General features: G+C 54.3%; 12 protein-coding genes, 1 tRNA gene and 2 rRNA genes. 4 read left to right on the top strand and 11 right to left on the bottom strand.

The window, feature by feature from the left end; genetic code table 11:
- Positions 1-31: 31 nt before the first annotated feature.
- Both HY272_04875 and HY272_04870 read left to right on the top strand, forming a co-directional pair.
- On the top strand, positions 32-409 hold the full coding sequence (locus HY272_04875) for a hypothetical protein (protein MBI3772011.1): 378 nt from the start codon (positions 32-34) through the stop codon (positions 407-409).
- Positions 410-462: 53 nt separating this feature from the next.
- On the top strand, positions 463-957 hold the full coding sequence (locus HY272_04870; GenBank protein MBI3772010.1) for a hypothetical protein: 495 nt from the start codon (positions 463-465) through the stop codon (positions 955-957).
- Between the two features lie 152 nt (positions 958-1,109).
- On the opposite strand, the gene hrpB is transcribed toward HY272_04870, so the two are convergent.
- Together hrpB and HY272_04860 are read right to left on the bottom strand one after the other, a co-directional pair.
- Complete coding sequence (gene hrpB / locus HY272_04865; protein MBI3772009.1) at positions 1,110-3,596, bottom strand: ATP-dependent helicase HrpB; 2,487 nt, start codon at positions 3,594-3,596, stop codon at positions 1,110-1,112.
- 35 nt (positions 3,597-3,631) lie between these two features.
- Positions 3,632-3,817: a hypothetical protein gene (locus HY272_04860; protein ID MBI3772008.1), complete on the bottom strand. Its 186-nt coding sequence runs from the start codon at positions 3,815-3,817 to the stop codon at positions 3,632-3,634.
- A gap of 95 nt (positions 3,818-3,912) precedes the next feature.
- On the opposite strand from HY272_04860, the gene HY272_04855 reads away from it, so the two are divergent.
- On the top strand, positions 3,913-4,362 hold the full coding sequence (locus HY272_04855) for a c-type cytochrome (protein MBI3772007.1): 450 nt from the start codon (positions 3,913-3,915) through the stop codon (positions 4,360-4,362).
- A 41-nt stretch (positions 4,363-4,403) separates the two neighbouring features.
- On the opposite strand, the gene HY272_04850 is transcribed toward HY272_04855, so the two are convergent.
- From HY272_04850 to HY272_04830, 5 genes are all read right to left on the bottom strand, one after another.
- Positions 4,404-4,478 (bottom strand) — tRNA-Thr (locus HY272_04850).
- Positions 4,479-4,527: 49 nt separating this feature from the next.
- Complete coding sequence (locus HY272_04845; GenBank protein ID MBI3772006.1) at positions 4,528-5,373, bottom strand: hypothetical protein; 846 nt, start codon at positions 5,371-5,373, stop codon at positions 4,528-4,530.
- Complete coding sequence (locus HY272_04840; protein MBI3772005.1) at positions 5,370-6,119, bottom strand: type III pantothenate kinase; 750 nt, start codon at positions 6,117-6,119, stop codon at positions 5,370-5,372. Before HY272_04840 ends, HY272_04845 begins: the two co-directional genes overlap by 4 nt.
- 4 nt (positions 6,120-6,123) lie before the next feature.
- Entirely contained in the window at positions 6,124-7,098 is a 975-nt protein-coding gene (gene birA, locus HY272_04835) for a bifunctional biotin--[acetyl-CoA-carboxylase] ligase/biotin operon repressor BirA (GenBank protein MBI3772004.1), read from the bottom strand.
- Positions 7,099-7,563: 465 nt separating this feature from the next.
- A complete protein-coding gene (locus HY272_04830) occupies positions 7,564-8,166 on the bottom strand; it encodes a peroxiredoxin (protein MBI3772003.1) in 603 nt (200 codons plus the stop codon).
- Between the two features lie 162 nt (positions 8,167-8,328).
- Here HY272_04830 and gluQRS point away from each other — a divergent pair, with 162 nt between their 5' ends.
- Complete coding sequence (gluQRS, locus tag HY272_04825) at positions 8,329-9,246, top strand: tRNA glutamyl-Q(34) synthetase GluQRS (GenBank protein ID MBI3772002.1); 918 nt, start codon at positions 8,329-8,331, stop codon at positions 9,244-9,246.
- On the opposite strand, the gene HY272_04820 is transcribed toward gluQRS, so the two are convergent.
- From HY272_04820 to HY272_04805, 4 genes are all read right to left on the bottom strand, one after another.
- Positions 9,238-11,049, bottom strand: coding sequence for a M61 family metallopeptidase (locus HY272_04820; protein MBI3772001.1), 1,812 nt, complete (start codon positions 11,047-11,049; stop codon positions 9,238-9,240). The genes gluQRS and HY272_04820 overlap by 9 nt on opposite strands.
- A 135-nt stretch (positions 11,050-11,184) precedes the next feature.
- The gene (locus tag HY272_04815; GenBank protein MBI3772000.1) at positions 11,185-13,554 is read right to left on the bottom strand and encodes an integrin; all 2,370 of its coding nucleotides are present in this window, start codon (positions 13,552-13,554) and stop codon (positions 11,185-11,187) included.
- 915 nt (positions 13,555-14,469) lie between these two features.
- A 5S ribosomal RNA gene (gene rrf, locus HY272_04810) occupies positions 14,470-14,584 on the bottom strand.
- Between the two features lie 94 nt (positions 14,585-14,678).
- A 23S ribosomal RNA gene (locus HY272_04805) occupies positions 14,679-15,090 on the bottom strand; the annotation flags it as partial.

Raw genomic sequence — 15,090 nt, 5'->3', positions numbered from 1 at the left:
CTACTATATTGTCCACTTGGAGAGAGATGCAATGAATAGCAAATTAATCGGTGCCACCATTGCTTTGATGATCGGCTTCCAGTGCGCGGCCATGGCCGAAGGCACAGTTGCCACCCAGCAGATGGCCACTATCGTTATCAATCTCAGCAAGGTTCCTTCTGATCAAGAAAAGAAGGCCCTGCAAGAAATCGCCAGCAGCACTTCGACCACCGAATATGAGCGTACCTTGGCCAGCGCCCTGATCGGCGTCGAAGACAAAGTGAAAGCTGACGACAAACCAAAAATGCGTGACATCATGATCAGCCCGCGTGCAACCGATGCCGAGCGCGCTATCGCCAAAGTACTCTACAAACTGGAGTCACAACCAGAAGATCGTGAAAAAATCCGTCTCGGACAATACACCAAATAATAACCGCCAAGACGGCTAATTTAGACTATTACTACCGGAGGGGAACCTAAGAGATGATTAAAAAAAAATTAGCATTAATCGTTGCACTGGCTATGGCGTCACCTTTAGCCGCTCACGCAACTAATGCCACCGAAACCATGGCATCGATCATGCTGAAACTAAACCACCAGCCATCAGCTACTGAGAAAAAGGATCTGCAAAGCATTATCGACAGCCACAGCGTGACCGAAAATGAACGCCGTCTCGCATCATCCTTGATCAACATGGATCATTCCGTACGTCAGGAAGACAAGCCGAAATTACGCTCAGTCATGGTAGATCCCGGCGCCTCAGAACAGGAACGGGAATTAGCGAAGATCCTATATCAGGTAGAACATCAGGTCAGCGATGCGGATAAGCCTCGCCTGAGCAAACTCACCAAGACTGGCGACGCCACGTCAGCAGCCGAACCCAAGGCCGCCGTAAATCCCAGCACCAAACCTGCTGCCGCCAAAAAAATCGCTCCCGCAAAAACCACTCCGGCAAAACCTGCCAGCAAGCCCCAGTAACATCACTGCACGCAACCGAACGTCCCGCTCAGGCGTTCGGTTGCGTGCCGGGGTTTACCCATTTAATAATGATCCTGACCAACAAAATGGGGCACATCCTTGTCTTCATTCAGCATCCCATCATGATTTCGATCGGCCACGAGCCAAACGCTTTAGTGCGGCCTCGGCTTGGCGCGGCGAGTCGGCTCCGCCTGCAAGGGATCATCCGGCCAATAATGTTTGGGATAACGGCCTTTGAGGTCTTTTTTGACCTCATGATAACTGCCGCGCCAGAAACCGGCCAAATCCTGTGTCACTTGCACCGGCCGCTGCGCGGGGGAAAGCAGATGCAGTAATAGCTTCACCTTGCCACCACCGATGCGCGGCGTATCCGTCGCACCAAACATCTCTTGCAAGCGCACCGCCAACACCGGCGGATCGTTACTATAATCCAGCGCAATACGCGAACCGGTGGGGACTTGCACATGCGTTGGCGCCAATTCATCCAGCGCCCGTTGTTGCTGCCATGACAACAAATGATTCAATGCGCCCGCCAAGTCCAGCTTCGCCAAATGCACTCGCCGGCTCATCCCCGTCACAAAGGGCGCCAGCCATTTTTCGAGCGTAGCCATCAGCGCTTGATCCGAGACATCGGGCCACTGTTCCGGCTCCAGACGATGCAGAAATTGCACCCGTGCTTGCCAAAACCGCGTTTGCCTGTCCCAGGGCAGAGATTCAAGACCCAGCTGCCGGATCCCTGCCAGTAACGCCTGAGTCACGTGCTCTGGGCTTGCTTGCGTCAGCGGCAAATCTTCCAGCACCAAGGCGCCCAAACACCGCTGGCGCCGCGCCATCACCGCCTCTTCGCGGCGGTCCCACTCCACAAATTCACGACTCTCGATTTGCGCGGCAAAATAATGTTCGATTTGTTGTTCACTAATGGCCGTCGCAAGAAATATCTTCGCCTCGCGCTCGCTGCCTTCAAGTTGTGCAATCACCAGATAGGCTGCATCCGCCAATGACTGGTGTTGTGTGAAGACGGCCCCACGGCCATTCGCCAGCAAATAGCGCCCGGCGTCACCTGAGCGCCGCTGGGCAATACGATCGGGATAGGCATACGCCAGCAACACGCCGAGCAGGGCATCATCATAATTTTCCGTTGAGATCCCTAACTGTCGCCGCCATTGCGCCGCCGTCTGCTTAATGCGCTGCAACGCACCACGGTCAAATTCCTCGTCGCGCACAACACCATGCAACACTTGCATACGCGTGTGCATATCCGCATTGCGCTCTTTGCCGGTACGCAACACATCACGCTCTGACAACAATGCCGCCAACGCACAGGTCTGCGCTCCGGCACCGATATCCCGCCCCCGCAATATCATGTGTGCCAAACGCGGATGCACAGGTAGCGCCGCCATCTCGCGGCCATGCGCTGTTACTCGATTTTCATTATCCAAGGCGCCAAGCCGCTGCAATAACTCCTGTGCCTGGGCATAAGCCGCTGCCGGCGGCGGATCGAGCCACGCGAGTTGCTGCGGATCGCGGCATCCCCACTGCGCCAGCTCCAATGTCAGCGGCGCCAGATCAGCCTCCAGAATTTCCGGTGACGCATAAGGTAACAAATGACGACCTTCCGGCCACAGACGATAACACACACCGGATTCCAGGCGCCCGGCGCGGCCACAGCGTTGATCGGCCGCTGCTTGCGAGACATTCACTGTCTCCAGACGCGTCAAACCACTATTCGGATCAAAGCGCGGTACGCGCGCCAGACCGGCATCGATCACGATGCGTATCCCCTCGATGGTGAGACTGGTTTCAGCGATATTGGTCGCCAACACCACTTTTCGCTTACCGGCAGGCGCAGGCCGAATCGCCTGTTCCTGCGCTTCGATCGATAATTCACCATACAACGGTGTAATCATCACCTCGGCATTGGATACTTGCGCCTGCAGCCATTGTTCGACGCGCCGGATCTCCCCCGTGCCCGGCAAAAACACGAGTATGCTGCCATACTCCTCGCGCATGGCGCGCAGCACGGCACTCACCACATGCTGCAACGTTTGATCGCGACTGGCATGGGCGGGCGGCGCTGAATGATGCACAGCCACTGGAAAACTGCGTCCGGCACTGCTAATGACGGGCGCGTCGCCGAGCAAGGCAGCAACCTTTGTACCATCGATCGTCGCCGACATCAGCAATAGTTTCAGATCATCGCGTAGCGCCGATTGTGTTTCGAGGCACAAGGCCAGACCCAAATCCGCCTGCAAACTGCGTTCGTGGAATTCATCGAAGATCACCAGCCCCACACCTTCGAGCGCCGGATCGGATTGCAACATCCGCGTCAGCACCCCTTCGGTCACGACTTCAATGCGCGTTGCGGCACTGACACGGCTATCAAGCCGCACCCGGTATCCAACCGTTTGGCCAACACTTTCACCCAGCGATTGCGCCATATAATGCGCCGCAGTGCGCGCCGCCAAACGCCGCGGCTCAAGCAGGATGATCTTGCGTCCACGCAACCACGGTGCTGCCAGCAACACCAACGGCACGCGCGTCGTTTTGCCTGCGCCTGGCGCTGCCTGCAGCACGGCATTGACATGCCCCGCCAGCGCTTGCTGCAACTGCGGGAGGATGGCTTCAATCGGTAAATTCATTACATTATTTTATTCGGAAACTGGAAATTTGCGGATTACTTTAATTCCGTTTTGGTCACACCACAGCGGCTACACTTATAAACCGTCACTAGTTTTCCCTGTTTCACATCGAAACGTTGATCCTGCATCACCTGCCACTTATGGAATCCTTCACGACACAAGGTGTTGCCCTTGTGTTTCTCGCTGAGTTTGGGTTTACGGAATTTAATGACATCACCCATATCATCCTCCTGTCACGATTTGCCATCCTAACACTCTCGCAACAGCCACGTTCGAGGAGTATTATTGCTCCAGCCCCCAAACAATGGAGCCCGCCATGAACCTTGGCCGCCTGATCATCGCCGCGCTGACACTCACCCTTAACCTCGCCGCATGCGAGCAGCAGGCTCCACCCGAAGCGCCAGGCAGCGCCCACGACGAAATCACTTCGCCCATCAAGCCCCACACGCTCAGTCAATTAAGCGCGCCCGCCACCGAACCCACGCTCTCCCCGCCCTTAGCTTTGGCCCAGAAGAGCGGCTGTCTTAACTGTCACGCCGTAGACCACAAAATCATCGGCCCGCCCTGGCAGGAGGTTTCCAAACGCTATGCCGGAGATGAAGGTGCCCGCAGCCACCTGATCAAGAAGGTCAAGACAGGTGGTAGCGGCAACTGGACCGAGATTACGGGCGGCGTGGTCATGCCCGCCTACGGTGGCCGCGTCAGTGAGCAGGATATTGAGATCCTGGTTGATTTCGTGTTGTCGTTAACACAACAGCCGCAATAATGCTGTTCCGAAAGGAATATGAACTAAAGGACATGTTTGTATGGTGCCGGGTGAGGGATTTGAACCCCCAACCTACCGCTTACAAGGCGGTTGCACTACCGTTGTGCTAACCCGGCTCACCTGACGACGAAGGTGCGCCATTTTACCTAAGGCATCCCTAATGGGCTAGTCACATTTGCGTGCGGATTGCGATATCCCTGGAAAATCCTCTCGCACCTTATTCCACGGCTTGACCGGAATCTCACGCGCATCTTTCAGCTCCAGATCCAGCCAATATTGCGGCTGGGTACGATATAAAGGCTCAACCACGGCCTTATAACCCAGGACCTTGATCTCATCCTGGCGCTGTTTAGCCTGCGGCTCCACGTGATACACCCCGACCGAGATCGAATTCTGTTTCTCACCCTCGGCAATAATCAACGCGTCGTAAATATCTTTCTCTTTGAGCGTTCTCAACACCTCACGCGCCTCCTGCAATGTTGGTCGCGGCGGAATATAGACCCAGAATCCGGCCTGTTTGCGCTCGGCCGCTGCCCGCTGCTGGGCGCTCACCCCCTCTTTTTCAAACACGGCGGCGGCACGCCCGACATCGCCAACCAGATAAAAAGGACCGACGGCATAACATGCCTTGGGTTTGGAACGCACGGGCGGAGGTGGCGGTGGCGTCACGACCGGTTTAATCTCGGGCTTGGGTTCAACTTTAGTCACAGACTCAGGCGCTCTGACCTGGGGAACTAAGGGGGGGACCTCCGCCACCTTTGCCGGCTCGGTCGCAGGTGATACAAGCGACGGCGCTGGTTCCGGGTGCGGAGACAACGGTCCGCTGCCCGTCCCGCCATTGGTCTGCGCCCCAGGCAAAGAGATCACCCGCTCCGCCAACAGCATCAACCGGGTGCCATAATATGGCTCGCTATCCGCTGTGACCGGAACTTGTGGCGGCGGCGTCAACATATTCCAGGCCAGATAGCCGAGGTTGAGTGTCAGCAGAAAAATGGCGATCCCGCGTATCATTGCTCTTCCAAAGCCACTTTTAACAATCCATGTAATACCAAATCAGGAACATAGTTATACTCATCGCCCAGAAGTGACTGGATTAATGCCCCATCGCCGCCGGTGATCTGCCGTGCTAGCGGCCCGTACGCCGCCTCGATGTCTGCCACACAATGCCTGATCGCCCCGACGATAGCACGGAGCGTCCCCTGTTGTACCCCTGACACGGTATCCAGCCCCAACACTCCCGTTTCAGTCCCAACACTATCGACCACACCGGCACGTATTCCAGGCACACGCTGTGTCAGGCTCGCGCGCATTAGATTCAATCCTGGCACAATCAAACCGCCCACATGCTCGCGCCGGACAGTCAGTACATCCAACGTGATGGCGGTACCACAATCAATGACACACACCGGCGCTTGCTCACGCGCCCCAATCATTGCCACCCAACGATCAGCGCCCAATTTTTGTGGTTCGCGATAGCGCGTGATAATGCCATAACGACTGCTGGATGGCTTGGCAAATTGAACCGCCAAGCCCCAATTTTCTTTCACCCACTGCGCCAAGATATGATCAACACCGGCGCCAGCAACACTCACCGCCCATACTGCCGCTGGCGCTGCCAGCCCTTGCCATGCAGTCAACAACTCACTGGGCAAGCCATCATCGCTGCGCATGACTGCTGTCGTCACCCTTAGTGTCTCATCATTGGCACAATTCCATTTGATGCGGCTATTTCCAATATCCACCAGCAAACGCACCATCACATCACTCCGCAAAACGCCGCAAACTAACTTCCCCCGAATGAAAACGTTGCATGCCGGATTCCGTTTCCAGCAACAACGCCCCTGCTTCATCAACGCCGCGCGCACGTCCTGCAATCTGCTCCATCGCCGTCATGATCATCACTGGCGCGCCCGCGAACGCATCGCACTGCTGCCACTCATTTCGAAACGCTGCAAAACCTCGCCGTTGATAAACATCCAATGCCGCCAATATTTCTGTCAATAATTTACCCGCCACCCGATTACGCGATACCGGGTGGCGCAAGATAGTCGCCAGATCTATCCACGGCTGATCAATCGCGGCATGATGCGTCTGTGGCATATCCACATTCAGACCCACGCCCACAACAACGTGATAGGGCCCGGCGCTCTCGCCGCTCATCTCAATCAAAATCCCCGCCAGCTTATGGCCACGGCACAACACATCGTTCGGCCATTTCAAACCCACATCCTTCACACCCAGCTGCCGCAATACGCGCATCACTGCTACACCCATCGCCAGGCCTAACGCCGAAAGATCCGCCGGACTGAGCGCAAACTGCCAGTACACCGACAAATAAATATTCCGCGCAAACGGCGACACCCACTCCCGGCCGCGCCGCCCACGCCCCGCACTCTGGCGCTCGGCAAAACATGCGTGACCGCTACGCAGCATCGCCGCCCGCTCCATTAAGTAACGATTGGTTGACGTGATTTCTGAATGAATTTCCAGCGCAGACAATAATGAACGTTGCGCATCACTCATCGCAGTCAGGATTGATTCATGCTGTAACAATTCCAGCGGCGCCGTCAGACGATAACCTTTGCCTGGCACTGAATGACAATCAATCCCCAACTCAGCGAGCGCCTTGATGTGCTTCCACACCGCCGCACGACTCACCCCCAGGCGCTGCCCAAGCTGCGCACCGGAGTGAAAACGTCCATCGGCAAGAATTCCAAGCAACTCTATCGGCTTCATCGTGCAATCATCACCACAAACTTATTGACAAAATAGTATATCAAATCAGTCAAAAATACTTGTCAATCAATGAATTAATTAAAGATTCTGCAACAGGGCACGTTATTATCAAAGGGTGCTGATTACAGAGCGCCCGCCAGAATCATACAAAAGGGATTAATTAATAACCATGGACGACCCAAAGACTGTGCAGCCACCTCAACACACGTTGTGTCCCAACTTCAAACAATGCGGCAAAGGAATCTGGCGTAATTACAAAACCAACACCAAGAAAATCTGGATCAACCATTATTGCAATGGCCCTAAGAAAACCGATTGTGTACGGCGCGTGCTAAAACATCACGGCCGACCAACACCGGAATCATTATTGCCCAATGGCGACTCCCTGATAGAAGAAAAAAATTAAGGCAAGAAAAAAGCCGGATACCACAAGCACCCGGCTTTTGTATTCATCACGCGTGGAGATTAGAGTTCTTTGTTGTGCTTAGCCAAATAAGCGGCAACACCTTCAGTAGTAGGCTTCATTCCCTCGGCACCCTTTTTCCATCCAGCCGGGCAAACTTCGCCATGTTCCTCGCTGAATTGCAGGGCATCAACCATGCGTACCACTTCATCGACATTACGACCCAGTGGCAGATTATTCACCACCTGATGTTGCACAACACCACTCTTGTCGATCAGAAAGGTGGCGCGCATCGCAACGCCCGCCTCAGGATGCGCAATACCATAGGCATTCTGAATTTCGTGCTTCACGTCGGCCACCAGCGGGAATTTGACACGGCCGATCCCACCCTTCTCTACCGGCGTCTCGCGCCAAGCATGATGCGTAAACTGAGAATCGATGGACACACCGACCACTTCCACACCACGGCTCTTGAACTCATCGACGCGATGATCATGGGCGATGATCTCAGACGGGCAGACAAAGGTAAAATCCAGCGGATAGAAGAACAACACTACATACTTACCCTTCAGATCAGACAGTTTGAAATTGTCCTTGATGCTGCCATTGGGCATTACTGCGGCAGCGGTAAAATCAGGAGCCGGACGGCCTACCAATACGCTCATAGTTATTCTCCTTTGGATGTAGCTTTTCGATCAACAATTAAGAATGAGTCTAAATCGACCTTGGACTAAACTTACCCTACTCCCCCCGGGTAACGCAACCACGCGCTTCTTACGGAATCGCTCCAAGGCAATCGACCCGGAAGATTGTAAAATAGGCCACCTATGAATCTCACTCACCCCTACTGCGGCCGCTTTGCCCCCTCACCCACCGGCCCCCTGCACTTCGGCTCCCTCGTCGCTGCGATTGGGAGCCATCTCCAGGCCCGCCATAAGGGCGGAGAATGGCTGCTGCGGATCGAAGATATTGACCCGCCCCGCGAGGTTCCTGGCGGCTCAGATGCCATTTTACGCAGCCTGGAACGACTGGGACTGGGGTGGGACGGGGCAGTCGTTTACCAAAGCCAGCGCCGCGCGGCCTATCTGGCCACCATCGCCGATCTGCGCCATCGGGGACTGGTGTATGCCTGTCACTGCAGCCGCAAAGAACTGGCCGCCCGCCACCCGACAACTGCCGAATCGCTCGTCTATGATGGTCTCTGCCGCCGGGTCAAACCCACTGCCACCGGCCCGTCTGCCCTCCGACTCATTACTATAGACCAGCTCATCGGCTTCGACGATCAACTGCGCGGCCGCTATACCCAGAATCTCGCGTCCTCGGTCGGCGACTTCGTCATCCAGCGCGCCGACGGTTTATTCGCCTATCAGCTTGCTGTCGTCGTCGACGATGCCGCCCAAGGTATTACCGAGATCGTGCGCGGCGCTGACCTGCTCGACAACACGCCACGTCAGATTTATTTACAACAACAACTTGGCTTGCCCACCCCGCGCTACGCCCATCTACCCATTGCTGTCAATCAACTCGGCCAGAAACTGAGTAAACAAACCGGCGCCGCCAGCATCGATCACTGGCGCCCGCAACAACTCATTATTCAGGTCTTGGAATTTCTCGGTCAGCAGCCGCCTGCCGAACTTAGTGACGCCACGCTCGATGAACTATGGCAGTGGGCCATTCATCACTGGAATTTACAAAACGTGCCGCGCCAGGATCAGTGCGTACCAGACATTGAGTTTTCAGCTTGAAGCATTACCCCTCAACCAGGCCGCGCCCCGCGCTGCCGTTAGCGGATCGACATCTTCGTTCCAAACTAGCTCGCAAGTATCCGCTGGCGGTGCCTGCAATACGACATCAAACGTCATCAGCTCATCGCGCCGAAAGGCATGCGCTATCACCTTCTGGCCAACTTCAAAACGGCCCAACAACTTATCCAGATTGGATGGCGTCGTCCGCAAAGTATTAATCGCCATCAACACATCACCCGCCGCCAAGCCTGCCTTTTCTGCTGCGCTGCCCGTGAGCACCGTCTGCAACTTTACCCCACCATTTTCACCGCTGGTACGCGCCCCCAAGACTGGCCGCGTAGCCAGTCCCTGCGTAGTCTTTTTACTGACCTGACCACCTTTGTCGCTGCTCGATTCTGCAGGCCGCATTCGAAATTCAACGCCAACATATTCCAGCAACGCTTCCAGCGGTGGGTCTTCAGTGCCATAGAGGCAGCGCGCAAAGAAATCATTCAGACGCACGCCTGCAATTTCGGCGGCCAGTTGATCGATATACCCCTCCGGCACACCGACACCCTTTTTACCGAAATCTCGCCACAAACGGCACATCACATCATCCAGCGAGCTTGCACTATTCGTGTGTTTACGAATCAACAGATCCAATGCCAAAGCAATCAAACTGCCCTTGGTGTAATAACTTACAACCGCATTCGGTGCATTTTCATCCTGACGGTAAAACTTGATCCAGGCATCAAAACTCGAATCCGCCACCGACTGTACAAAACGTCCATTGCCGCGCCAGACACGCGTCACCGTCTGCGCCAGCGTCTCCAGATATTGTTTGGCAGAAATCCGGCCGCTGCGCACCAGCATCAAATCATCGTAATAGGCCGTAATCCCCTCAAAGGCCCACAACTGGCGGGTATAGTTTTCACCACTTAAATCGTAGGGCACAAACGCCGCCGGCTTGATGCGCTTGACGTTCCATGTATGAAAATATTCGTGGCTGCACAATCCCAGAAATGTCCGATATTCCTCGGTCATTTCAGCACGTCCCGGCAACGGCAAATCATCGCGGCTGCACAGCAAACTACACGATGAACGATGCTCCAAGCCACCGTAACCCTCGCCCACCACGGTCACCAAAAACAAGTAACGCTCCATCGGCGGCAGCTCGCCAAACATATGCACCTGCGCTGCACAAATCGCCTCCAGGTCACGGCACACGCGCGCCATATCGGCATTATGCCGACCCGTAATCACCACCTCATGCGGCACACCCGCCACAGCAAATGTGCCCAATGTAAACTCGCCCAATTCCACCGGGTGATCGACCAGATCATCGTAATTGTCTGCGATATAACGACCAAAACCATAGGCTTCAGCCCCATCGCGACGCAACGTTGTTGCCACGCGCCATTGCTGCGCAAACGGTGGCGGCACAATCTCCACTGTGCATGGTTTATCTTCCTGCCCCACCACCTGCAAGAAGACACTGGTGCCATTGAAGTAGCCGCGCGTCAGATCCAGAGTCGCCGCGCGCACGGACAAATCCCAGGCATAAACCTCATATATGACCGTCAACGGCCCCGGTGACGGCGCCGCTTGCCAGCGCTGTTTATCGGATTTGGTCAACATCACTGGCCGACCATTCGTCTCGGCACGAATGGTGAGAATATTTCTGGCAAACTCGCGCACCATGTAACTGCCCGGAATCCACACCGGCAACGCCAACACTTGCCCCTCACGATCTGGCTCAGGTATCGTGACCCTGACTTCAAAGATATGTGCCTGTGGTCGTACCGGTGCAATACGGTAGTGCATGAGAATCTCCCCGCTATTTTTTAATCATTGTAGAGTGGTTTAACAAACCGCGGAATCTGTATTCCCTTGGCCTAAAAAACAAAACCCCGACACATGTTTCGGGGTTTGTTGGCGAAAGACAACACACAATGCGCATCAATACAAATACACTGCGCCCGCAAAAGGCGCGCTCACTGTCGATCGCGCACTACCAACCCCGGTACTCGAGCTTGATTCCGCAGAAGCCCCCACGGCCAATGTATTTTTAAATTGATTCGAATTATTATTCCTACTCAGGCTCACCGCGTGTCCAAAATTATCGCCAGCGGCCGTATTCGAGGCTTTGACATATGCCTTTTGTGACCATACCGCACTCACATTCGAATACACATATGCCGCTCCCGCCGTCGGCGCCGTGTTACTGCTTTCCGTACCATTGATTCCCACCACACTGCCTGACTCGTGGTAAGCACCTACTGCCAAGGTATCGCCTTCGACATTCAGGGCCACGGCAGAACCAAAGCCATCATTTGCCTCGGCGTTGGAGGCCTTCAGATATTTCTGCTGTGCCCAGCTTCCTGAAAAGGTAAAAACATAGACAGCACCGGAATCAGTCGCGCTATTATCAACCGGCATAGTAACGCTATTACTGTCCTCATAAATAGCGCCAACAGCCAAGGTATTCCCAGTCCCGCTCAATGCCACCGAATAGCCAAAGCCATCGCCCGCTTCGGTGTTGGAAGCTTTTAGATACGCTTGCTGCGTCCATACGCCTGCAGCACGGGTAAAAACATACACCGCACCCGCATTGGCGGCAGTATCATTGGGGACTGCCATCGTAGAAGCAACATCGCCATCTTCATGAATCGCCCCCACCACCAGGGTATTGCCATCGTTATTATTCAATGCCACCGAGTACCCGAAAAAATCACCCGCACCTGGATTAGACGCCTTGAGATACTGCTCTTGCGTCCAAGTTGTTCCTGATCGGGTAAAAACATACACCGCACCTGCATCCTGCACGCTATTATCGGCTGGTGTACCAGCGCTATTACTATCCTCATAAATCGCCCCCACCGCCAGCGTGTTACCATCGCCGCTCAACGCTAACTTATACCCGAAGCCGTCACCTGCCCCAGTATTGGAAGCCTTCACATACGCCTCCTGCGTCCAGATTGTTCCTGAACGTCTAAAGACATAGGCCGCTCCTGCATCGACAGCGGACTCATTACTTCCACCGTTAACAGTCGTAGCACTGCCATCCTCATTAATCGCTCCCACCGCCAGCGTATTCCCATCCTCGCTCAGCGCTACCGAGATGCCGAATAAATCACCTGCCCCGGCATTAGAGGCCTTGATATACGCCTGCTGTGACCAATTGCCTGAAGACGAGTCCCTGGTATAAACATATACTGCACCCGATTTAGGCGCTGCATTATTGGCTTGCTTGCTGTTGGCCGCATTCGGAACCTCGATTGCAGTACCATCACTGCCCTCATTAAACGCCCCGACAGCCAGCGTCTGACCGTCGGCGCTTAAGGCCATTGCCCAACCGAAATAATCATTCGCATCGGTATTGGATGCCTTGAAATAACCCACTGCCTTAGCCGACGCACCGACCAGAGTCACTTCATTGGAATAATCAGAGCAACCATTGGCATCACACGCCTTCATCAGGTAGCTCATATTCGGCCAATCATAGAAGTGAATTGCCTCAATACCCAGTGTCTTGCTCAACTCGGTGCTAGCAATATCCCCACCCACCTGCACGGGTGACGCTCCCGCATTTAATTTTTCGAAGAGCCGGTAATGAGTAGCGCCCAACCGTTTCGCCCAATGGAATTTAAGTTGCTTGATGCCAAAATCAAGCCGCAGCTCAGGCGGACCAGAGGTAATGACACAGGCAACCGATATAGTAGTCACTGCCGCTTTATTCACGGTACCAGTACCGCTGCCATTGATTACGTCGCAGGATTGATTGACAGGTTGTGTCGCAACCGTAACATTATAGGCAGCATCGGTCTTTAACTGTGCCACGAAGGTAAAACTACCTTCCTTATTGAGCGTAATATCGTTGCCGCCATTATTTTGGAGCACCAGACTATTGCTCGACATCAGCCCGGACAAGGTACCGCCGATGGTGTAGGTTGTCTCAATATTTGCACAACTCACATCAACATTCGTGACATCGGCCCCATTCACTGTCCCACCGGCGTTACTCACCGAACAGGTCATCCCTTCCGGGGGGGTGAGCACTATCACTTTATAGTCACGACCATTTGGCAACGCACCACCAAAAGTAAAACTGCCATTACCCGTGATCGTCAGCGAATCCCCACCATTATTCTGTAAAATCAGACCTTTGTTCGCCGCCAATCCAGCTGCACTCAACCCAGAAACATTGCCGCCGACGGTGTAAGCCGCCTTACGGCTACCCACCTTGCCACCACCCGCACTGCAGCCGATGATCTGCGATGTGATTACAAGCAACGCCAAAACAAGATAGGTGCGCGTTGTTTTTTTCATCATATTATTCTTTGAGTTCGGGGTTATTACAAAAGATGTGATATCAACTAATATCGCGAGAAGTAATTGTATCACCAAAAGAAATGCGCTTTACCTGAGCCCGCAACAAACTCCATCAGGTCTGACTTGAAAAAATACCCGCCCCCCGATACTGATAACCTCTCCCCGGAAACGCGAAAGGCCGGCGGTACGCCGGCCTTTCATCGACGGCCTAATGCTCAGTTAATTAACCAACCATGCCAAAACCCAGAACGGTCAGTGCGACCAGGGCAATAATAGTGGAGACCACGATCAAACCGTCATCTTGAGTCGCTTTCTTAGTTGCCATCTACATCTCTCCTCGTTAACTACGATCAAAAAAGTTGTGACAAACAAAGAACCCAGTCCCTGCTGCTTGAACCTTGATCTTTGTTAGGGTGTAAAGATACCAAATTAGTAGGGCCAATTAAACCCCTACGCTTTCTCAACTATTAAAATTTTTTGCTTGACAACGCCGAAAAAAACAAAAGAAAAACCCTTGAGCGACCTCTCACTCAAGGGTTTTGGGAATAAAGCCTGGCGGTGGTCCAGCCCTCGCGAGACGCTCGGGCGTTCGAACGGGACCGCTCCGAGAGGCAGAGGAGGGGCCCCACCTAAGTGGGGATCCGACCCTCGGTGGAGCGGATACCGCCAAAGGAACGATATACCACCCACCGGCGGTTGCATCCCCGGCTTTTGCCGGGGCCCCTGCTCCGCGCCTCGGGTGGTTAAGCCAACCTATTGGCTTTTGCTAATCCGTTCTCACCCCACTTGATGAACAGGAAAATTCGAATGCCGCGAAGTACAGGGATGTGCGAGAGCGGCGCGTGAAAGCAGGACCGCACCCGGGAAATAAAAAAACCCTCAGCTCACACGAGCTGAGGGTCACTGATTAAAGCCTGGCGGTGTCCTACTTTCACATGGCATCTGCCACACTATCATCGGCGCTGAGTCGTTTCACTTCCGAGTTCGAGATGGGATCGGGTGGGGCCAACTCGCTATTGCCGCCAAGCAAACTTTTTCGACGCCGGTATACTCCGGCTGCCGTAATTTGGGAATTGTCGCAATACTGAGGTCGTACGGTTTGTTTCGTACCCACCAAATATCTTTGGTGTTATATGGTCAAGCCTCACGGGCAATTAGTACTGGTTAGCTACATGCGTTACCGCACTTCCACACCCAGCCTATCAACGTCGTAGTCTCCAACGGCCCTTTAGGGGACTCAAGGTCCCAGAGAAACCTAATCTCGAGGTGGGCTTCCCGCTTAGATGCTTTCAGCGGTTATCCCGTCCGTACATAGCTACCCGGCAGTGCCACTGGCGTGACAACCGGTACACCAGAGGTACGTCCACTCCGGTCCTCTCGTACTAGGAGCAGCTCCTCTCAAGTTTCTAACGCCCACGGCAGATAGGGACCGAACTGTCTCACGACGTTCTAAACCCAGCTCGCGTACCACTTTAAATGGCGAACAGCCATACCCTTGGGACCGACTACAGCCCCAGGATGTGATGAGCCGAC

Source organism: Gammaproteobacteria bacterium (genome assembly GCA_016200485.1).
In the GTDB taxonomy this organism is placed as follows: Bacteria; Pseudomonadota; Gammaproteobacteria; order Tenderiales; family Tenderiaceae; genus JACQEP01.
The sequence above is the reverse complement of the archived record's forward strand: the minus strand, read 5'-3'. Positions and strand labels throughout refer to the sequence as shown.